Origin of the sequence: Bartonella sp. AC535YNZD, assembly GCF_042196625.1 — a bacterium.
GTDB lineage: Bacteria > Pseudomonadota > Alphaproteobacteria > Rhizobiales > Rhizobiaceae > Bartonella.
Genome location: NZ_JBHIQP010000002.1, coordinates 63686 through 85718, shown reverse-complemented (window position 1 = coordinate 85718; position 22033 = coordinate 63686). Strand labels below are relative to the sequence as shown.

At 37.7% G+C, this 22033-nt stretch carries 17 protein-coding genes; 10 read left to right on the top strand and 7 right to left on the bottom strand.

All coding sequences use genetic code 11. The features are described 5' to 3' along the window. Window positions 1–24 precede the first annotated feature (24 nt). From fabD to gmk, 6 genes are all read left to right on the top strand, one after another. On the top strand, window positions 25–969 hold the full coding sequence (gene fabD, locus ACFIM8_RS01615; RefSeq protein ID WP_375614391.1) for an ACP S-malonyltransferase: 945 nt from the start codon (window positions 25–27) through the stop codon (window positions 967–969). Between the two features lie 18 nt (window positions 970–987). Continuing rightward, complete coding sequence (fabG, locus tag ACFIM8_RS01610) at window positions 988–1725, top strand: 3-oxoacyl-[acyl-carrier-protein] reductase (RefSeq protein ID WP_375614390.1); 738 nt, start codon at window positions 988–990, stop codon at window positions 1723–1725. A 260-nt stretch (window positions 1726–1985) separates the two neighbouring features. Further along, window positions 1986–2222 (top strand): acyl carrier protein, encoded by a 237-nt coding sequence (locus tag ACFIM8_RS01605; protein ID WP_004860281.1) that lies wholly within the window; start codon window positions 1986–1988, stop codon window positions 2220–2222. 101 nt (window positions 2223–2323) lie between these two features. Then, window positions 2324–3586, top strand: a complete 1263-nt coding sequence (gene fabF / locus ACFIM8_RS01600) for a beta-ketoacyl-ACP synthase II (protein WP_375610164.1) — start codon at window positions 2324–2326, stop codon at window positions 3584–3586. Window positions 3587–3681: 95 nt separating this feature from the next. Beyond that, on the top strand, window positions 3682–4791 hold the full coding sequence (mltG, locus tag ACFIM8_RS01595) for an endolytic transglycosylase MltG (RefSeq protein ID WP_375606286.1): 1110 nt from the start codon (window positions 3682–3684) through the stop codon (window positions 4789–4791). Between the two features lie 293 nt (window positions 4792–5084). Further along, on the top strand, window positions 5085–5762 hold the full coding sequence (gene gmk / locus ACFIM8_RS01590; protein WP_375606285.1) for a guanylate kinase: 678 nt from the start codon (window positions 5085–5087) through the stop codon (window positions 5760–5762). Window positions 5763–5791: 29 nt separating this feature from the next. Here gmk and rsmA read toward each other — a convergent pair whose 3' ends face one another. The 6 genes from rsmA to lptF all read right to left on the bottom strand — a co-directional run bounded on the left by rsmA (window position 5792) and on the right by lptF (window position 13331). Then, a complete protein-coding gene (gene rsmA, locus ACFIM8_RS01585; protein WP_375606284.1) occupies window positions 5792–6622 on the bottom strand; it encodes a 16S rRNA (adenine(1518)-N(6)/adenine(1519)-N(6))-dimethyltransferase RsmA in 831 nt (276 codons plus the stop codon). Next, window positions 6613–7626, bottom strand: coding sequence for a 4-hydroxythreonine-4-phosphate dehydrogenase PdxA (pdxA, locus tag ACFIM8_RS01580; protein ID WP_375606283.1), 1014 nt, complete (start codon window positions 7624–7626; stop codon window positions 6613–6615). The genes rsmA and pdxA overlap by 10 nt, the downstream gene beginning before the upstream one ends. Then, complete coding sequence (locus ACFIM8_RS01575) at window positions 7626–8582, bottom strand: SurA N-terminal domain-containing protein (RefSeq protein ID WP_375606282.1); 957 nt, start codon at window positions 8580–8582, stop codon at window positions 7626–7628. Before ACFIM8_RS01575 ends, pdxA begins: the two co-directional genes overlap by 1 nt. Before the next feature lie 109 nt (window positions 8583–8691). Continuing rightward, complete coding sequence (locus tag ACFIM8_RS01570) at window positions 8692–11052, bottom strand: LPS-assembly protein LptD (protein ID WP_375614389.1); 2361 nt, start codon at window positions 11050–11052, stop codon at window positions 8692–8694. Beyond that, window positions 11053–12144, bottom strand: a complete 1092-nt coding sequence (gene lptG / locus ACFIM8_RS01565; RefSeq protein WP_375614388.1) for an LPS export ABC transporter permease LptG — start codon at window positions 12142–12144, stop codon at window positions 11053–11055. Then, window positions 12141–13331, bottom strand: coding sequence for an LPS export ABC transporter permease LptF (gene lptF, locus ACFIM8_RS01560; protein WP_375610169.1), 1191 nt, complete (start codon window positions 13329–13331; stop codon window positions 12141–12143). Before lptF ends, lptG begins: the two co-directional genes overlap by 4 nt. Before the next feature lie 397 nt (window positions 13332–13728). Here lptF and ACFIM8_RS01555 point away from each other — a divergent pair, with 397 nt between their 5' ends. From ACFIM8_RS01555 to ACFIM8_RS01545, 3 genes are read left to right on the top strand one after another with little or no spacing between them, the layout of a single operon-like run. Next, window positions 13729–14175, top strand: a complete 447-nt coding sequence (locus ACFIM8_RS01555) for a DNA polymerase III subunit chi (protein ID WP_375606278.1) — start codon at window positions 13729–13731, stop codon at window positions 14173–14175. Then, window positions 14175–14354: a hypothetical protein gene (locus ACFIM8_RS01550; RefSeq protein WP_375606277.1), complete on the top strand. Its 180-nt coding sequence runs from the start codon at window positions 14175–14177 to the stop codon at window positions 14352–14354. The genes ACFIM8_RS01555 and ACFIM8_RS01550 overlap by 1 nt, the downstream gene beginning before the upstream one ends. Beyond that, complete coding sequence (locus tag ACFIM8_RS01545) at window positions 14344–14607, top strand: hypothetical protein (protein ID WP_375606467.1); 264 nt, start codon at window positions 14344–14346, stop codon at window positions 14605–14607. The genes ACFIM8_RS01550 and ACFIM8_RS01545 overlap by 11 nt, the downstream gene beginning before the upstream one ends. On the opposite strand, the gene ACFIM8_RS01540 is transcribed toward ACFIM8_RS01545, so the two are convergent. After that, the gene (locus ACFIM8_RS01540; protein WP_375614387.1) at window positions 14604–15893 is read right to left on the bottom strand and encodes an MFS transporter; all 1290 of its coding nucleotides are present in this window, start codon (window positions 15891–15893) and stop codon (window positions 14604–14606) included. The genes ACFIM8_RS01545 and ACFIM8_RS01540 overlap by 4 nt on opposite strands. 558 nt (window positions 15894–16451) lie before the next feature. On the opposite strand from ACFIM8_RS01540, the gene bafA reads away from it, so the two are divergent. Further along, window positions 16452–22016, top strand: a complete 5565-nt coding sequence (gene bafA / locus ACFIM8_RS01535; protein WP_375614386.1) for a BafA family autotransporter — start codon at window positions 16452–16454, stop codon at window positions 22014–22016. Window positions 22017–22033 lie beyond the last annotated feature (17 nt).

The following is a 22033-nucleotide window of genomic DNA, read 5'->3' as shown; positions in this document are numbered from 1 at the left end:
TTGTACAGTTTTAGGAGTTGATAAATGGGTGCAGCTTTTGTTTTTCCAGGGCAGGGGAGTCAACTTGTTGGTATGGGGAAAGCGCTTGCAGAGCAATTTGTTGCGGCGCGGATGGTTTTCGAGGAAGTTGATGATGCTTTGGGTGAGAAATTATCAAAGATCATTTTTGAAGGACCAGCAAATGTTTTAACGTTAACAGCAAATGCACAACCGGCATTAATGGCTGTATCTATGGCTGTCATTCGTGTGATGAAACAATTAGGGCTTCGTATAGAAGAAAAGGTAAGATTTGTTGCTGGCCATTCTTTAGGCGAATATTCGGCTCTTTGTGCTGCTGGTACATTTACTCTCACAGATACGGCAAGACTTTTGCGTATTCGTGGCAATGCTATGCAGGCTGCTGTTGCGGTTGGTGAAGGTTCTATGGCTGCATTGATTGGTTTGGAAGAGCACATTGTGGAAGAAATTTGCGAAACTGTTTCTGGAGAAGGACTATGTCAGATTGCTAATGATAATGGTGGTGGGCAAATTGTTATTTCCGGTAAAGCAAAAGCAGTTGAGGCAGCGGTAGAGATTGCATCAATAAAAGGTGCAAAACGTGCACTTCTTCTTCCTGTTTCTGCACCTTTTCATTCATCTTTAATGCAACCTGCTGCTGATGCCATGAAGAAAGCACTTTTGACTGTTAACAAAATGTCCCCTATTGTTCCTTTGATTGCCAATGTTTCTGTTGCACCTGAGAGCAATCCAGAGCGTATTACTACTCTTCTTGTCCAACAAGTGACTGGGAGGGTGCGATGGCGTGAAACAATAGAATGGATCGCTGCGAATGGGGTTGATACGCTTTTTGAAGTTGGTTCTGGAAAAGTATTAACAGGTTTAACGCGTCGTATTAACAAAGATATAAAGGGGGTAACAATTGGAACAGTTGATGAAATAGAATCAGCGCTAGGCATGCTTGGCGTTTAATCTATAAGGAGTTAAAAAATGTTTAGATTAACAGGGCGTAAAGCTCTTGTAACGGGGGCTTCGGGAGAAATTGGTGAGGCAATTGCACGCTGCTTTCATGCACAAGGAGCCATTGTTGGACTTCATGGAACACGTGAAGAAAAGCTCAGAGAAGTGGCGGCAGAATTAGGGCAGAATGTTTTTGTATTTCCCGCTAATCTTTCTGAACGCCAATCGATTAAACAATTGGCTGAAGTTGCAGAGAGAAAAATGGATGGCGTCGATATTTTGGTTAACAATGCGGGAATCACTAGAGATGGTCTTTTTGTGCGTATGCAAGATAAAGACTGGGATGATGTTTTAGAAGTTAACCTAACAGCTGCTTCTCTTTTGACGCGTGAATTAATACATTCTATGATGCGCCGCCGTTATGGAAGAATTATTAACATTACATCTGTTGTTGGTGTTGTGGGAAATCCTGGACAAACAAATTACTGTGCTGCAAAAGCAGGCTTGATAGGTTTTTCTAAAGCATTGGCACAAGAAATTGCTTCGCGAAATATCACTGTCAATTGTATTGCTCCAGGATTTATTAAATCTGCAATGACAGACAAGCTTAATGAAAAGCAAAAAGAAGCCATTATGGCTGCGATTCCAATGAAGCGTATGGGAAGTGGGCAAGAAATAGCCACTGCTGCTGTTTATTTAGCAAGCGATGAAGCAGCCTATACGACAGGTCAAACACTCCATATCAATGGTGGAATGGCAATGATATGAGTATTTATTTTATTCCACATTGATTTATGAATTGTATTATTTTAGATAGTAACGATTGAAATGGATAGATGCATCTATTTCTTTAATATGGTCGTTAATCAATTGATGTCGGAATGTCAGATTGGTTCATTTTGTAGGGGATATCCACAGGATGTTTTAAATCATTACTAAAATCTTTTAAAGTAATGCATCTATTGCTTGATTAGATGAACCGATATAGTTAACCAAATTATAGGAAATATAAATTCGAGGATTTCAACATGAGTGATACAGTAGAGCGCGTTAAGAAAATTATCGTGGAACATCTTGGGGTTAATGCTGATAAAGTTGTAGAAAATGCAAGCTTTATCGATGATCTAGGGGCTGATAGCCTTGATACGGTTGAACTCGTTATGGCTTTTGAAGAAGAGTTTGGGGTAGAAATTCCAGATGAAGCTGCTGAAACGATTTTCACCGTTGGTGATGCAGTCAAGTTCATTGATAAAGCTTCTGCGTGATTACTAAAGGGCAAAGGCATAAATTGCTTTTGCCTATATTCTTCGGAGTTCTTTTGAAAAGAGAGCTTTGAGAGGTGAAGTTTAGTTCAAGGTTAGAAGTTATGAGACGTGTTGTTGTTACTGGTTTAGGATTGGTATCTCCATTAGCTGGTAATATTGAATATAGTTGGAAACGACTTCTTGAAGGAAGAAGTGGTGTCCGACGTATCACTGAATTTGATGTATCAGATTTGCCATGCCAGATTGCTGCGCGTATCCCCTTAGGGGATGGAACAGAGGGGACCTATAATGCTGATTTGTATATGGAACCTAAGGAGCAACGTAAAGTTGATGCATTTATTGTTTATGCAATGGCTGCTGCTAACCAAGCGCTTGCAGATGCCGAATGGTTTCCTAAGAGTGATGAAGATCAGATTTGTACAGGTGTGTTAATTGGTTCGGGAATTGGGGGAGTTGAGGGCATTGTTGAAGCTGGTTATACGCTTCGTGATAAGGGCCCACGTCGTGTTTCTCCCTTTTTTATTCCAGGTCGTTTGATTAATCTTGCTTCTGGTTATGTGTCTATTCAATATGGTTTACGGGGGCCTAATCATTCTGTTGTAACGGCTTGTTCGACAGGGGCGCATGCGATTGGTGATGCGGCACGTTTGATTATGTTTGGTGATGCAGATGTCATGGTGGCAGGGGGGACTGAATCTCCGATAAATCGGATATCTCTTGCAGGTTTTGCAGCTTGTAGAGCTCTTTCTACTTGTCGCAATGATGATCCTGAACGGGCGTCACGTCCTTATGATACTGATCGTGATGGTTTTGTGATGGGGGAAGGAGCAGCTGTTGTTGTTTTAGAAGAGCTGGAACATGCCAAAAAACGAGGGGCGCGTATTTATGCTGAGATTATTGGCTATGGTTTATCTGGTGACGCTTACCACATTACAGCACCTTCAGAAAGTGGTGAAGGGGCTCAGCGTAGTATGATAGCTGCTCTTAAGCGTGCACAAGTGAATGTGAGTGAACTTGATTATATTAATGCTCATGGTACATCTACGATGGCTGATTCCATAGAGCTAGCGGCTGTTGAGCGTGTTTTAGGGAGTTATGCACCACAAGTTTCTATGTCATCAACGAAATCATCTATCGGGCATTTACTTGGTGCAGCCGGTGCTGCTGAGGCTATTTTTTCTATTTTAGCTATACGGGATAATATAGCCCCAGCGACACTGAATCTTGACAATCCATCGATTGAAACAAAAATCGACCTTGTACCACACAAACCGCGTGAACGAAAGATTGATACGATTCTTTCTAATTCTTTTGGATTTGGTGGGACAAATGCATCGTTGGTGATACAACGTTTTAGAGGATAATAAGTATTTTTATTTAATTTCTTCTTTTGAGTTTTCTACTTTATTATAAGGTGAATGAGAAATTATAATATTATCCTTAATCGCTATGAGGGGTTATGTCCGATGTGAAAAATGGAAAACCATTAAAGGACGTAAGTGATTCCTCTTCGAATCATTTAGCAGATAGTTATGACATGTTAATACATAAAAAACGAAAGAAATCATCTATCGTCCGTAATCCATTGGTTGTTCTCGGTAATTTTTTTCTTATGCTGATTGTGATTATTCTTTTTGGCATAAGTATTCCTCTTTATATTGGAAAAAGTATTTTTGAAGAAAAGGGAAAAATTGAGGAAGAACAAATTGTTCTTATCCATCCTGGTACCGGAATTCGTGAAATTGCTTCATTGCTAGAAAAACGTGGTTTCATTCGATCATCAGATATCTTTGTTTATGGGGTTGGTTATCACCAAAAAACAACGCATCTGAAGGCTGGTGAATATTTAATTCCAGCTCATGCTTCGATGCAGGATATTATGGATATTCTTGTGAAAGGAAAATCTATAGAGTATACATTTACAGTACCTGAAGGTTTAACGGTTCAGCAAGTTTTCGATCGATTAGCTGCGAATGAAATTTTGATTGGAGACCTTCCAAAAATTTTGCCTCCAGAAGGCTGTTTAATGACGGATACTGTTCGTTTTATTCGGGGGACAACGCGTAAAGAGATTGTAAACAGATTGCGTGAAGGACAGACAAAATTAATTCATGCTATATGGGCTACGCGTTCACCTGATTTACCTATTAAATCAATTGATGAATTTGTTATATTAGCCTCAATTGTTGAGAAAGAAACGGGAATTGCAGCAGAAAGACCAATGGTTGCTGCGGTATTTTATAACCGCCTTACAAAGCATATGCGTCTTCAATCGGATCCAACAGTAATTTATGGTCTCTTCGGAGGAAAAGGAAAACCATCCGGTCGTGCGATTTATCGTTCAGATCTTGAGAAGGAAACACCATATAATACTTATAAAATTAATGGTTTGCCTCCAACGGCTATTGCAAATCCAGGTCGAGATTCTTTGAAAGCGGTAGCACATCCACCAAGCAGTGATGCACTTTATTTTGTTGCTGATGGTTCAGGAGGGCATGTCTTTTCTCGAACTTTAGAAGAACATAATATGAATGTTCGCAAGTGGCGAGAATTAAAGGCAAGACATTAAATTTATAATAATAACGTATCTGTTTGCATCGTAAAATGAAAATCCAAAGTATAGTAAAATTTTTTTATAAGAATTATAAAAATCATTTTCTTGTATGCTACAAGAGAGCTTAGCGTATGGATAAAAATATTTAAGAAAGAAATAAATATACTGCTAATAAATTATTTTAATGGAAGAACAGGATAACATTGAGATCTAGCTGCTAAAGCAAATACCATTGGTTGGGAGAAATATTGAGGTAATGTATTATTTAAATTTTGAAGAAAAATTTATAAACAAAGTAGAGTGGTGTGATGACAGCCTTTGAAAGTAAATTCAATGCCATAAAAACAAATCAACGCCGCGGTTTTTTATTTATTCTCTCTTCACCTTCAGGCGCTGGTAAATCAACAATTTCTCGATTACTTCTAAAAGAGGGACAATTAGAGCTTTCCGTAAGTATGACCACAAGGAAAAGGCGTCCTAGTGAAGTAGATGGGCTGCATTATTACTTTATTTCAAAGGAAGAGTTTGAATATAAGCGTGATAGGGATGAATTTATTGAGTGGGCAGAAGTTCACGGGAATTATTATGGCACTTTACGTGAAACTGTTGAAAAAGCATTGAATACCGGCCGTGATATGCTATTTGATATTGATTATCAGGGTACTAAGCAGCTGCAAAAAAAAATGCTAGGAGACACTGTATCTGTTTTTATTCTTCCACCATCAATGAAAGAGCTTGTTTCGCGTTTACATCGTCGAGCCGAAGATAGTCAAGATATCATCAATTTACGATTGGAAAATGCACGAACGGAATTGAAGCATTGGCATTCTTATGATTATGTTGTGATTAACGAAGATTTAGATCAATCTTTATCTTTTATTAAGTCGATTTATTTAGCTGAAACCAAAAAACGCGAGCGCTGTTCTTATCTTGCCTCTTTTGTTGATGGGCTTATTGCTGAAAAGATCGATAAATGCCTTTATTAAAAAAGAATGCAAAACAAAAAGTGCATTTTTTAGAGCACTAGATGCGCTAAAGTTACAAATTCAGAAACCGAGAGTGTTTCAGCACGGCGTCTTCCATCAATTCCAGCTTTTTCTAACAGCTCTTCACCTCCAAGTGTTTTGAGATTTTGACGAAGCATTTTTCGTCTTTGTCCAAAAGCAGTTTTTGTAATGAGGCTTAGTTTTTGTGCAGAGCAGGCAAGAGGGCGGGGGCGCGGAATAATATGAACAACGGAAGAGGTTACTTTAGGCGCTGGTATAAAGGCTTGAGGTGGAACATCAAAAGCAATTTTAGCAACGGTACGCCAGCCAGCTAAAACACTAAGGCGTCCATAGTGAGCAGAGTGAGGTTGAGCCGTAATCCGTTTGGCAACTTCACGTTGGAACATCAATGTCATTGACTCATAAAAAGGAGGCCATGGTTCAGACAAAAGCCAATTTAATAAGAGTTGTGTTCCAATATTATAGGGAAGGTTTGCAATAATGCGTGGTTTTTCTAGGCTTGTTTCAAAGAGTTTTGAGAAATCTTGCTTCAGAGCATCATTACAAATAAGTTTTAATTTTTGAGGATAGTGTTTTTCTATTTCTAAGAGAGCCGGTATACAACGCTCATCGCGTTCTATTGCTATTACAATGGCGCCCTTTGCCAGCAAGGCACGTGTGAGACCTCCAGGACCAGGCCCAACTTCAATAACAGGTTTTCCTTCTATATTTCCTGCTTGATGAGCAATTTTAGAGGTTAAATTAAGATCAAAAAGAAAATTTTGCCCCAAAGATTTATGTGCTTGTAATCCATATATATCAATAACCTCACGCAGAGGAGGAAGATTATCTATTGGCATGGGTTCAAACTATTTTTTGCAAGTTGATTTGCAAGTTTAAGAGCAGCAATAAAGCTTTCGGGAGAGGCTATCCCTTTATCAGCAATGTCAAAAGCAGTCCCGTGATCTGGAGACGTACGAATAAAAGGTAAACCTAATGTAACATTAACGGTGGTATCAAAGTCTAATGTTTTAACAGGGATAAGGGCTTGATCATGATACATACAAATGGCAACGTCATATGCCTTTCTTGCGCATTCATGGAACATTGTGTCGGCAGGCAACGGGCCTGCAATATTGAGTCCTTTCTTTTTAAGATATTCAATAGCAGGAGTGATAACTTCAATATCTTCTTTTCCCATTGCACCTCCTTCTCCAGCATGAGGATTAAGACCAGCAACAGCTAGTCGGGGTGATGTTATTTTAAACCGTGTTTTTAAGTCACATTCAGTAATAAGTACCGTTTGAATAATTAAATCACGGGTAAGCTGTGAAGGAACATCTTTGAATGGAATATGAACAGTAATTGGTACCGTTTTTAATCGAGGTCCTGCTAACATCATAACGGGATGATAACATTTATGAAAAGCTTTATATGCCAAATCGGCTAAAAATTCTGTATGACCTGGAAATTGAAAACCAGCATCATAAAGATTTTTTTTTGCAATAGGACAAGTGATTAGTGCACATGCATGGCCACTTTGAATCAATTGAACACTGCGTTTAATCGCTTCAATGATTCCAGCAGCATTATTCGATGAAGGTATACCTAATTGATCACTTTGTTTGTTTTTTAACGGTATGATAGGAAGAGCGTTTTGAAAAATTTTTGTAGGATTATTGATTAAAACAGATTGCACCTCAACATCAATCTGTAAAAAACGAGCGCGCGAACGAATAACATCTGGATCAGCAAGAAGTACAAAAGGTGGAATTTTATGCGTAACACGCAAATTCCACGCTTTTAGTACTATTTCAGGACCAATTCCGGCAGGATCACCACCGCTAACAACAAGAATAGCCATTATGAATTTTGAATACGCGCCACTCGGCGCAGTTCTTCTAAATATTTGTCGCTTAATTCTTCAAGTTTTTGCGGGCTTCTTTTTTTACTATCTTGAAGAGAAAAGATCAGCCGAGCGACATAATCATCAGAAACTCTCTTTATTTTGCAGACAGCAATTGCTTCGATTCCATCAGATGTTTCTTGTAATTTTGTCATTTTTCCAGCAGGTGTTGCAAGAATAGCTTGTTCCCATGCACTGGGGAGTTGGGGCTCCAGAAACTTTCCTAAGTGACGGATAGTAACGTCTAAAATACCTTTTGCTTGATTGTGAGCATTTGCACATCCACGGAAATGTGCGCGAAAATTACTTGCTTCTCTTTGACGTCTTTCAAAGATTTCTGAACGACGATGTGCTGGAATGACAAAAACAATTCTCTGTAATGTATATTCGTTGGTTGAAGGTTTTACACCACCATTTTTTAATATTCTGCGTACAGCTTCTTGTTCGCTAATCATACCTGTTTCAGATTGATAGCGTGCGCTAACAAGACGTCCCCATCCTATTTGTCCACGGATGTAATCTTTAAAGTGTTGCACAGTGATATCAGTTTGGATCAGAATCTGGTTGAGCTGATCAATCGTCATATTATTTTGTGTTGCAAAATTCTCAAAAGCTTTATCAACTTCATCATTGCTTACTTCAATATTAAGACGTTTTATTTCAATATTTTTTAGCTTTTCGTCAACAAGCTCTTTTTTAGCCTGTGCCACCAAATTGCCTTGCTTTTGTTGCAGTCTCAGAAAAGCAAGGCGCCTTTGTATATCATAATTTGTGATGGGGTTACCATTAACTGTAACAACAATAGAAGTCTGCGCAAAGACTGTCGGAATCAAAAATCCATTTATTAACAGGCTACTTACGCTCAAAGACGCAATATAAAATAAAGCAAGAAAACGCTTTTTCAATTTATTCATATAAATAGGCTTTCGCATTGTTTATTAATTCTCATCAACAACTTAAAATACACGCTTTCTTTCATAAAAACAATGATAAGTTAAATGACTGATACATTCCCTTTATAAATTAATCTATCTTTTTTCCGATATCTGCAATCGTACGCAATGAAAGAGAGAAATTAAAGTTTTGCAAGGGTGCTTTCCTGCCTGGATTCGTTACCTGTTGATAACCGAATGTTAACCCGAAACATTCATCCATATAACTCAAGCTAATTCCTCGCTTTATAAATGTACCAGATACTAAATCATAACCGGCGTTGCTATTAATGGACCAATAATCTGCCAATTTAAGTCCTGTTTGAAAAGAAATTTCTTGGCGCTCTTGAGAATATTCATAATCTGGTTGCTTTGCGATATAGGCATATTGTAGAGCCGCCCAAAAATTTTGCCATTTTTGTGATGCTTCGATTTCACTACGGCGGATTTTTCCTGTTTTTTTGTCAAAGCGTCCACGCGTTTCTAAGGAAAAACCACTTTTATGGGTTGTACCAAACATTGCAACATAGTCTGAACGTTTTGCCTCTAAGCTAGAATGAGTACCGACATTGATAAAGTCCTTTTCTGCAAAAGAATTCTTTCCTGCTAGATGAAAGGATTGTCCAATGAGACCATAAAGAGACCAATTATCATTAAGGCTTCCAGAGTATCTTAGACCTATATTGGCTCTTGTGCCACCTTCTACACGATCATAACCAGAAAATTTATCCCGTTGAAAGAGAGTAGTTGCATCAAATACAAAGCTTTGAGCATCTTCATTAGGAATTTGTCCGATATATTGTTCATTATTGCGTATGAAAATTTGTGCGGTTGGTTCTATGATATGTGTAGAATGATCAGCTGTAATGAGAAAGGGATAGCGTAGTTCTAACCCTGCTGTTGCCATGCCACGAATTGCTGAACCACGAACTTCGGATAACACAGTGTTTTTTATAGAAGAATCATGATTTTCACGTACATTGGTTGTAATGATATCGGCTCGTAGAGAGAGGAGGGGGGTTAAGATGAGTCCATTGTGCGTGTTGAAGCGCTTTTTCCACTGAAGCTCGTTTGTTAACCGCAAACTATTTCCAGCTATACCAGAAAGTCTTACTATGTTGAGAGAATTTGCGTTCTTGTCGGGTGAACTGAAATCAGCATGACGACGATAAATTGATTGCATATTACTATGGAAGGTGAGCTCTCCATTATAAATGGGTTCATCTGGTGTGAAAGTATAATCGATGCGTGGTAGAACCCACGCTTGCCGAGAGTGACGTTCATAATGAGGATCATTCAATATCAAATCTTGAACTTTAAAATGATAAAAACGCATATCAAAATAATTTTTTCCTGCAAGACCATTCAGATAGATCTGAGAAAGTTGTGTAGGATTGTTATAGTTTTCAAGTTTATAGGCACGACTAAAATGCCGATCTGACTGTGCAAGAATATCCCATCCATAAGTCCAGTGTGAATTAATACGAAAGTCCCCTTTTGTTGCCAGCATATAACGATTTTTATACTGTGCATCAATTGTATCATTATCAAATTTATGCGGTTTTATTTGATATATATAAGCAAAGCGAATGTTATAACGGCCCGTTTTAAAACGTTGACGCCATTCCCCTTCGGTCAAAAGCCCTTGTTGGGTATAAACCGTAGAAGAAAGTGTGAAATCGTAATGAGGAGCGAGATTCCAGAAATAAGAATTCTTTATCCCCATGCCGAGATCATTGGTATAAAAAAAATGAGGAGTAAGCAGACCGCTAGCACGCCTGACAGTTGGATCATAGATCTCAAAATTTGGAAATTTTATAATCGGTACACCAAAAACTTCAAAACTGCTATTTTCAAACCGAATTTTTTTGACGCTATTATTCCATATGATCTTTCTTGCTTTAATTTTCCATAAGACGTCTCGATCTGGTTTATAAGAGCAAGGTTCACAGGCTGTATAGGTTGCATTTTCAAAGACTGTTATGTGATTGTGTTTGCGTGTAGCATTTTGGGCTGAAAAGTGAACATTGTTGGCTGTATCAATACGTAAGGCGTTTACAAAACCCTCGCCAAGATCTTTGGTCATATCAATTTGGTTGGAATAAATTTTATTACCATCCTTTTGAGTAATTTCAACGTTCCCTTGTGCTATAAGCCGTCCTGTTTTTTGATTGTAAATAATTTTTTGAGCGACAACTTTATTGCCATCATATTCGATTTGGACATTACCGTGTGCAGAAACAGTGTTTTCATCACGATTGTAGATGAGTTCATCCGCAGAGAGCAAAAGAGGAGGTTCCGGATTTTGAATGCGACTTTGAGAAGGAGATTGAAGGCTTTGAGCGTGCGCACAATAAGACAAAGCACCTCCTAAAATAACCCCCACAATACTTTTAAAAGCGAGAGCACTTAATTTTGTTAAAATAGTTTTTTTAAGTGTTAATGCCTTCACTTAGCCATCCTCTTTATGAAGCAAAAAAGAGATTCCTAAGAATAACGCAATAACAACGGGTGTCCAAGCTGCAATAATTGGTGGAATATATCCAGCATTACCAAAAGCTTGGACAAGTACGGAAATAACATAAAGCATAAACCCAGCTATCACGCCACCAAGAATCAACATTCTAGATTGCCCCAAACGTGTAAAATTTAAAGATACAGTTGCTGCAATGAGGGTCATTGCCACAAGCAATGCCGGTAATGCAATCAAAGATTGGAAATACATATCAAAATTATGAGCAGAATAGCCAAATGAACGTGCAATCATAATTTTTTGGGGCAATTGGTAAAATGGAATAGTTGCGGGATTCACTAAACGTTCCGTTAAAAATTCAGGTTTTAGATTGGTTTTTATTTGCAACATGGTAAATTTTTCAGGAGGATGCCCTATTTTATAGATTGTTCCATTTGTTAATAGCCAAAATCCATTAGTCAAAGTTGCTTTTGGGGCATTAATCCAATTTTTAACGGTTGCATTATCATTGTATTGTACAAAGGTTGCATCGAGAAGAGAAAGTCCTTGATCGGAGATAGATTTAGCACCAATGGTTGTTCTGCCTAAATTTGTACGTTGTGTTAACCAGTGGATACTTGTATTGTGAAGAGGTGTTAGTACATTGTGATTGCGCCATTCAGTCATCTTTTTTTCTGCTTGAGAAAATCCCCATGCAGCAAGTGGATTAATAAGAAGAATTGAAAATAATCCTAAAAGAAAAGCTCCAAAACAAGCTGGCATAAGAAATTGCCATGCAGAAACACCGATTGAACGAGTCACCACAAGTTCAAGTTTTTTGTTGAGCGAGATAAGCGTTGCCATTGCAGAAAAGAGTGCAATGAAAGGGATAAGTTGTTGCATGATAAAAGGGATGCGTAAAACAGAGAGGAAAAATGCATCTTTTGCTGTATAATGCGCAAGGGAAGATAGCCTACCGGAATTCTCTGTGAAATCGATTAAAAGAGCAAGAACAAAAATGCTTCCCCAGAAATAACAAGTTATTTTAAGATAACGTATAAAAAAATATCGTCCAAGTGTCCACCCAATCATGATATTTTATCCGAGGAATCTTGAGATTTTCGATGTTCAAATTTGTTCATTATTTTTTGAAAAGCGATTTGAAGTATCTCATTAACTTTTGTGGGAAGCCCAATTTTATGATTCGTTAAAAGCATAAAAAAGACAAATGCACTTGTTCCTATAGGTATAATATAAAGGAAAGGAACGTATGCAAGATCGCTTTTTGCTTTTTCTGCGAAAAAATATCCTATCCAATATACCAGAAAAGAGAGGGCAATTGCCGAGAGATTTGCGGAATGACGAGCTTGTCGATGGGAGCGTACATCCCCTGCCGCTGCTAATGCAATAAGTGAAAAAACAATAGGGTAGAGCCATTGTGTTAATCTGCGGTGAAATTCAGCTTTATATTGGAGTGGTTTTCGTTGATAGTAGGGGTCTTTTGGGTCAGGGTTTTGTAAATAAGAAAGAGACCGATCTTTTGGATAAAGAGTAGGTGTTTTATCACTGGGGATAAACTCTCCTAGGCTAAAAGTATATGAGCTAAATTGCACGATTGAAACACTGTTATTTTGATGATTGACTCTTTCTATTTCACCGTTATTGAGAACCAGAAAACTGCCGTTTTTATTGCTCACAATGGATGCGTCTGTTGCATAATAAAAAAGATCAGTCTTAGGATCACGCTGGTCGGCAATGAAAAGGCGTTCAAGTGTTCCATTTGGATTTCGTTCGCCAATTTCTATGTAAAGGTTATTGGCGAGTTTTTGAAAGCTCCCTTCACTAATGAATAGATTGATAAGATCAAAACGAGCGCTTGCTAGCATTTGTCGCATATGAAGACGCGCTTGAGGAACAACAAAATTAGCTATAGAAAAGGAGATACAGGATGCAACAATAGCAAGAAGAAGGATAGGTTTCCAGACAGTACTTTTAGGAAAACCAGAGGCATTGATGACAGCAAATTCTGAGTCTTGATGCATTGCTGAGAGGATGGTTGTAATTGCGATCACTAATGCAAACGGAATGACCAGAAAAACAACAGAAGGAACCAATGAGAGTGAAAATTGTAAGACTGTGAGGAGTGTTTGTTTACTTGTTGTGAGAAAGTTTATCCGTGCAAGAATTTGTATAGTCCAACTAACGCCCACTGCTGCAATCATGACAGAACTAAACAAAACAAGGACACGTTTCAGGATGTAGAACTCAATAATACGCATAAATTGGGGAAAATCCTCAGTTTTTAATTCGATAGCAAATATTCTTACTGCTTTCGGTTAAAATGTAATAAAGTTTGAAAAAATATCCTTTCATGAATTGGATATTTTTACCAAATAAATAATATAAAATTGCCTATGAGGTCCTCTTTAAATTTTCCGTACATTATATTTTATTTTCAACTATAGTCTACAAAGAATCTGGAAAATAACTTAAAAAACTTTTTTATTAACGTTGAAAATAAAAATTATTGTCTTTTAAAGATACGTGCAAAGAGATAATGCATCTCAATCAAAAAAGAGGGTTTATATCTTGAACCGTTTCCTTTGTATTAGGGGTATAGAAGTTTTTTTAAAAAGATATTAGCTTTTTTATAAAGAATGATGAAGGCTTAAGAGATTGGATATTTTATTCTATCATTTGACGCAGTCAACGCTGAAGGATATTTTGCCGACGCTTGTGGAGCGTGCATTGGCTCGTTTTGGTAAAGTAACAATACAGTGTGTGAGTAAAGAACAACGCGATTCTATAGATATACATTTATGGGTTTATACTGATGAATCATTTATTGGACATGGAACGGAGTGTGATCAATATCCAAACTTTCAGCCTGTATTTCTTACAACAGGACAAGAAAATCCGAATGATTCAAAGATTCGTTTTCTCATAGAGGGAGCTGTTTGTTCGGATATTGATGCTTATCAACGACTTGTCGTGATATTTGATGGTAAAAGTGAAGAGCAGTTGAATCTCGTTCGTGCACAGTGGAAAAAATATAAAATGGAAAATCATAATTTAACGTATTGGCAACAGACTGAAGATCATCGTTGGGAAAAACAAATTTAATGCGTTTCGTATCTGTTGTTCTGATTTTTATAGGAGTGGTAGGAATAGTAAATCCAGCACTTTTTATTGCGCAAGGATCAGGGGGAGGGCGTTGGGTTTTTATTGTGATTTTTCTTTTAGGCATGTTAAATATATGGACTATAATTAAAAAAACGAAACACCATAATGATGATTATTGATCGAATTTTGCTTGTTTTATGGGCTGTGATGTTGGCCTTCTTTTGCGTTTCATGGTTGGGGACGACGCATATCTTATCAGAAATGTTTGCTGTTTCTTATATAAGCAATATTGCAGATTTTTTATTTTTCTTTTTGAGTGCATTGTTTGCGGGAATATTGTGGTGGAAGATACCTCAACCCATGTCTTTAAAAATGAAACTGGCAGCATTTTCGCTGCCAGTCCTTATTTTATTCTTCGTTATTATATTTTAGTTGGATATTTCATCCTCTGTAAATCCGACGAAGCAAATCAGTGAAATAAAAGAAGCAAAAAGCAAATAGTAGCCGAGATAAGACGTATCGAAATGTTGTACCAGATATTCTGCAATATAAGGTGCAAGAGATGCTCCTACGATAGCAGATAAATTGAAAGTGATAGAAGAACCAGTATAACGAATTGCTGTTGGGTACGGTGAAGCCAAAACAGCACCAAGAGGACTGTATATCATTCCCATGAGAGACAAGCCAATGACAGACATTGCAAGGACTCCCATAACTCCAGAATTTAAGAAATAAGGAATTGCGAAAGAATACATACCGGTGATGATTGTAATCCAAATCATCAAAGTTCTACGTCTAATACGATCAGCGAGTTTCCCAGTGATGACAGTAAAAATTCCACAGAAAACAGCACCGACAATTTCGACTTGAAGAGCTTGATGAAATGGCAATTGCAAATGGTTTGTTGAATAGCTTAACAAATATGTCGTGACCAAGTAAAATAAAACAAAAGTTGCCATACCAGAAAATATTCCAAGAAATAGGATTCGTGGACATTTTAAAAAGACATCTATGATAGGCACTTTGACATGTTCTTTACTTTCAAGAGTTTTTTTGAATTGCACAGTTTCATTGATTGAAAGACGAACCCATAATCCTATAATCATAAAAACAACTGAAGCAATAAAAGGAATGCGCCATCCCCAAGCTAAAAGTTCAGCGCGATCAAGGAAATGCAGCAGACCCAAATAAACAGCAATAGATAAAAACAAACCGATTGAAACGCCCAATTGGGGGAACATCGCATACCAGCCGCGCTTTTCTGGAGGGGCATTTTCTGTTGCGAGCAAAACAGCGCCTCCCCATTCTCCTCCTAATCCTATTCCCTGTCCAATACGGCATAAGGTTAACAGGAAAGGGGCAAACCACCCAGCCATTTCATAAGTAGGAAGAAAACCAATAATGACTGTTGAAAGTCCCATGGTGAGAAGAGAAGCGATAAGTGTTGCTTTTCTTCCAATTTTATCTCCAAAATGTCCAAAAACAACTGATCCAAAAGGGCGAGCAAAAAAGGCTGCTCCAAAGATCAGGAAAGATTGTAAAATGGCAACCTGATCATTTTGTGTTGGAAAAAACACATGAGGAAATATGAGAGCTGCGGCAGTGCCAAAGACATAGAAATCAAAGAATTCAACTGTTGGGCCAATAAGGCTTGCAAACAAAATGCGACGAGGGGAATTTCTGTTGTTTTTATCTTGCATTTCTAAGTTTGTAGACATGAATAGAATGTCCCTTTCAGTATATGACAAATCAAATGACGAGTTAACTGACTATAACTATAGAAATTTCAAATCAGTGTCGAGTCAATATTATGACACTTCGTTATATATTAGAACAATGATTATGGACTGATGATTATGAATAAGTGGTCTATATATTATCCATATTGAACAAAAAAAGACACTGCTTTAAATGCTGTAGAAGATGGAAATACGTAGCCATAAACGCTGTTCTCATTCACATTGCTGTTTCCTTTAAAGTTCAATGCTGTTTTTATCTCTTGAGGGATCAGCCTTATTTGTAGATCAGTGTTTATTGCCTCAAAAATATTTTCATGAATGTAATTATAACACTTTTTAGGTGTATATAAAAAATAATTAAATCTTTTAGTTGTGCATATATTTTAAAACACATGGTGTATATTTGATCTGTCAGAGCTTAATTTATCGAATGCTTCGTTATCTTAAAAGACATGAGGGTGAGCAACATTGTGTTGTTTTGGTCTGTGCATTTTTTTCTAAATGGGAGATTTAATTTGGAATGATGGAGTGTGAATAATGCAACGCAAATTGAAATTAAGTTTTTGTGCATTAATGACCAGTGGTTTTTTTGTCAAGATTGTGAGTGCAGATGGAGTAGCGACACCAAAAGAAAAGTTATTAACACCAGTAAGTATCAGTGAACATCTAGAAGAGATAAGAACATCGTTATCAAAAGTGAGGGGATTAAAAGAAAAAAAGGGGGGATCAAAAAGGATAGAGAATAAACAGACAGTAGAAGGAAGTAAGTCTTCAGAAGAGGAAAGGAATAGATTAAAAAATCTATTCTTTGAAGTACTCACAAATTCAATAATAAGCGATGGGGCTACTGTCTATATTACTAACCGTGACTCTGAAGGTTCTGAAATAAATAGCTTTAACTATAAAGATGCAGCCTATTCCATTAATAATACGGTTCAAGAAGGTGGAAAACTCTACATTGATGCAGCAAGTGTTAGCAGGGATACAACAATTGAGAGTGGTGGTATTGAATTCGTCCAAAATCTGAGCAGTTCGGAATATGCCACTGTTAAAAAAGGGGGTAAACAAATTGTTGAGAGTGGTGCAAATGCTGAGGGAGCTAAAATCTATGGTGGTGAGCAGATTATTTTTGGTAAGGGGATCCTTAGGGATGGTTTGTCGCGTAAAGATAAGGAAAGTAGTGCTTATGGAACTGAAATTTATGCGGCAGATGGAATGCTAGGAATACAAAGTGTCTATAGTGGAGGGATGGTTGTTGACACAAAGATTATGAAAGGCGGCATCCAGAATCTTGATGGTAAAGAGAGTTTTCATAACGGCATCTCAGAAGATACTGATACAGCTGATACAGAAGATGAAGATTTTACAATCAATGAGGGGGCATTTGCACTGAGTACTGAACTTTTTAAAAATGGTGCGCAGAATATCTTAGCAGGGGGGAATGCGAGCGAAGTTACTTTATACGATAGAGCTACTCAGAAGATATATGATTCTGGATACGTGGATAATCTAACCATTAATCATCAAGCAAGGTCATGGGCTTTTGTGGGGGCAATATTAGATAAGGATACAAATGTTTATGACTTTGGCAGCCTCTATCTTTATGCTGGGAATGGTGAAGCTGTTACGGAAGTAGAAAATCTTAATTTAAATGGAGAAAATACCAAACTATACATTCTTGCGTCTGAAGATAACAGCAAAAAAACTTACGTTAATATCCAGAATTTAACTGGAAGTGGCAGAGTTATCTTTACGTTTTTAGGGACTAATAAGCATTATTCTCAGCTTAATATTGATGATCTATCAGGTTCTTTACATTTCGATTTTAATGTCAACTTTTCCAAGCATCTTAGTGATTATCTTGTCATTAAAGAAAGTGGTTCAGGTTATCACACAATAAGTGTGGCTGATTCTGGGCGTGAAATTACAAATTCTTCTTATAAAAAGCTTAAATTAATTACTGATCGTAGTGGAAATGCTCATTTTACTCTGACAAACACTTTTGGTGAAAAAATCAAAGCTATTGATGCCGGAACTTACATGTACAGTTTGAAACATAGAAAAAATGAGAGCAATGGTAAAATTTGGTATTTAGATGCGAATTATGCTCTTGATGAGACAAATACCTCTTTATTTCCTGATTTTATCTTGCAACCATCTGCTATAGCTTCATTATCGAAGGATCTCACAGAACGCACAATTGAAAAGGGGATGATTGTTACGATTGCTGATCCTAGCTTTGATAGTAACAGTGAGAAAGTTGAAAGCACTGGAGAAACTTCGATTAGTAATACAGTTAAAGATGGTGGAAAGCTTTCCGTTTATAGCGGTGGTTTTAGCTTGTATACGACAATTCAAAGAGGCGGTACTGAGCTTGTTAGAACACAGGGTCTTTCACAGGATAGTACAGTTAAGAAAGGGGGAAAACAAAAGGTTGAAGATGGGGGGAAAGTTGAAGGGGCTAAAATTTACGGTGGTGAGCAGTTTGTTTCAGGAAAGTCTGATATCAAAGGGGAGATGGTAAGGAGTAGCGCCCATGACACTATCGTTTCTGGTGAGAATGGAGTGCGAGGATATCAGAATGTGTATGATGATGGAGAGGTTTTTAGCTCAAAGATCATGGAAGGAGGGGTACAAAATCTTTATGTGGAAGAAGATCTAGACGAGTATAGCAGTTTTGCATTTGATACGAAGGTCTTTTCTGGTGGAAAGCAACATGTTTTAGCGGGGGGAATCGCGATTGGCGTTCTTTTAGAAGGGACTGCTTTTCAGGCAATAGATTTAGGAGGTTATGTAAAAGATTTAACCGTTAAGGATCAAGCACAATCGTGGTTACATGGTGGCGCAACATTGGAAGGAAAGACAACGGTTAATGATTCTGGACGGATTTATCTTTATGCTGGTGCAGAGCAATCTCGTACTGAAGTAGAAAAAATTGTCTTAAATGGCAGAGATACAAAATTATACGCGATTGCCTCTAGTATAGATGGTGAAAGCTCTTTGATTGAGGATCTAAGTGGGAATGGACGCGTTGTTTTTACTTCTACCGTGTTTAATCCACATTACTCTAAACTTGAGGTTGGTAATCTTTCAGGGAATTTACATTTTAGGTTGCATACTAATTTTGCAGAGCAGCGCGGTGATTATCTTCTGATCAAAAAAGGATCAGGTAATCACACCATAAGCGTTATCGATTCTGGTGTTGAAATGACCAATTCTCTTCTACAAAATCAGAACTTAATTTTGGAGCTTGATTTAATTCATGATCAAAGCGGAAATGCGCATTTTACTCTGATAGATTTTTGGGGTGAAGAGATAGCTACTGTTGATAATGGAGTCTACATGTACGCTCTCAAGAAAAGAGATCATAACGGTGGAAAGATTTGGTCTTTATCGACACCATCTATGCCAGAAAAAAATTCTTCTCCTATCTTTCCTCCATCTCATACGGAGTTGCCTATAGCTGAATCTTTTGAGCAAGAAAAGTATGGTTCTCCTTTGGAAGATTCTATAGCCAATTCTTATAAAGGTGATTTCAGTTTTTATGCAGAGGATTTCATTACTGGTACACGTGAAAAAATTTTGCAAAGCTCCGTGCTCGGTGCCAATAGCATAGTTTATATTGCTGGTGATGGAGAAATGGATGATTTTAAATTATCCATTAATAATACAGTTCCGGAAACTGCAACACTCTATGTTGAGACTGGTGGTTTTAGTAAGAATACAACCATTGAAAATGGTGGTGTTGAGATTGTAGGGGAACAAGGGATTTCAGAATTTACGATTATTTACGAGGGTGGAAAACAAAGAGTGGAGGGAGGAGGAACCGCATTGAGAGCTGAAATTTATGGTGGGGAGCAGCTTGTTTTCGGAGATGGTTATGTAAATGGTGGAATTGTGGGGAGCAGCGCTTATAACACGACACTTTATGGTCAAGGTGATACGCCAGGACAGCAGAATGTATATGATGATGGGATGGCTGTGGGAACAAAAGTGATGAGAGGAGGAATACAAACTCTTGCTAAGTGGTTCGCAGATGATGATGATTTTATACAAAAGAGTGGTGGTTTAGCTGTGAATACTGAGGTTTTCGCGGGTGGTGTACAGCGGGTATTAGCAGGGGGAGAGGTGAACATTGTGACTTTACACCGCCATGCTGCTCAAGAAGTTCATGCTGGTAGCATTGTAAAAAATCTAACAATTAAAGAAGGAGCCAATTCATGGATTTTTGCTGGTGCGGTGTTGGAAGGAAAAATAAAGATTCATGATTTGGGACAAGTCCATCTTTATGCTGGAAATAATAGCTTTTATACTGAATACAAAAATTATCACACAACAGTAGACGATATTAATTTAGAGGGAGAAAACGCTAAATTATACTCTATTTCTAATGGATATGGAAACACAGAAACTTATATTAAGAAGCTGAGCGGTGTGGGAAATATTATTTTTACTTCTACAGAATCCGATTTACATTACTCTAAGCTTTATATTGATAATCTTTTTGGGAGTCTACATTTCGATTTTAATGTCAGCCTTGCAGAAGGAGAAGGTGATTATCTCTTTATCAAAAATGGCCGTGGTTCTCACACAATAAATATTTTAGATTCCGGTATTGAAATTGTTGATCCTTCTTCAACAGAACTTGATTTAATTGTTGATCAAAGTGGAGGCGCACATTTTACCCTGAGAAGCTTTTCTGGTGCAAATGTTAAAACTATTGATGGCGGAACCTATACGTATGGTTTAAAACAGAGAATTGATGAGGATGGGGGCGAAAAAGTTTGGTATTTATCTGCAGTATTTATTGATAATGTTTCATTTCTCAACAGTTTACCACGTAGTAGAAGCAGATCTGTGCGGCATTTAAATCAAAATCAATCGGTTTCTTCTCTTTCAACGATTACAGCACCACAAGCGCATGTTATTAAATTGCCACGTCGAAGAGAGAACTGCCAAAACTTAAGGCAAAAATCTCAGGCTTCTGTATCTCCAACTGTTTTCTCTTTTGGAAGTCACGTTATTGAAGTTTTAGGTTCAGGAAGTTCTCATCCTCTTTCTGATGAAAAACAACAAACTGCTGTTTCAGAATCTTCTCACTCTTTAGCCGATCAAATGATTGTGCGTCCAGTTCATAAAGAACAACCTTCTTCACAATTAAGCGAGACGTTTTCAGTTTCTCACTTTTTGACCACTCCCTCTACAGATGCGGTATTGTCTATGTCTGTGGCTCCAGTGATGGTTTTTCACAATGAAATGCAAACCGTACGTGCGGGAAGAGGAGTTCTAGATAAAAGTAAAAAGAATGCAGCTTTATGGACTTATGCGATTAAATCTAAAGAGAGCATTGCGACAGAGCATATAGATTTTAAACTGGATCAGACCGGTATCGTTTTGGGGATCAATGGTTTAGGCGAGTGGGAAAATGGAGAGTTTTATATAGGTGGTTTTGGCAGTTATGATCGTGCCCGTGTTGCGCATGCACGGGGGGGTAACAGTGGAATCAATACTTATGGTATTGGCGCTTATGTCACTTATTTTGATCATAGTGGATGGTATCTCGATGGTATTTTAAAATACAATCATTATCAAAATACTCTAAAAGCCGTTTCAACGAATGGTTTAGAGATTGAAGGAACATATACTCAAAGGGCATTGGGGACTTCCTTTGAAGCTGGTTATCGACTTAAGACGTCAAAGAACAGTTGGTTGCAGCCTTATGGACAATTTACATGGTTGCGTGTTGAGGGTAAAGAAATCAAGTTATCGAATGGCGTGACAGGTGACATGCGTCCATTTACTTCATTACGCAGTGAGGTTGGCTTATCTTTAGGATATGAATTTGGTTCTCACATGGATTCCTCATCGCTTGCGTATATTACAGCAGCATGGTTGCGTGAGAATAAAGATGACAATCAAACGTTAATTAATCAACGTCATCCATTTACCACGGACTTATCGGGCAATGCAGGTAAGTTAGGATTAGGTTTAAGCAGTTTTGTGAGTGAGAAGTTAAAGTTATATGGTGAGGCCCATTATGTTAAAGGACATAAAACAAAACAGTCCTTTCAGGGTATTTTAGGTGTACGCTATAGTTTCTAACGATATGGTTATTTTTT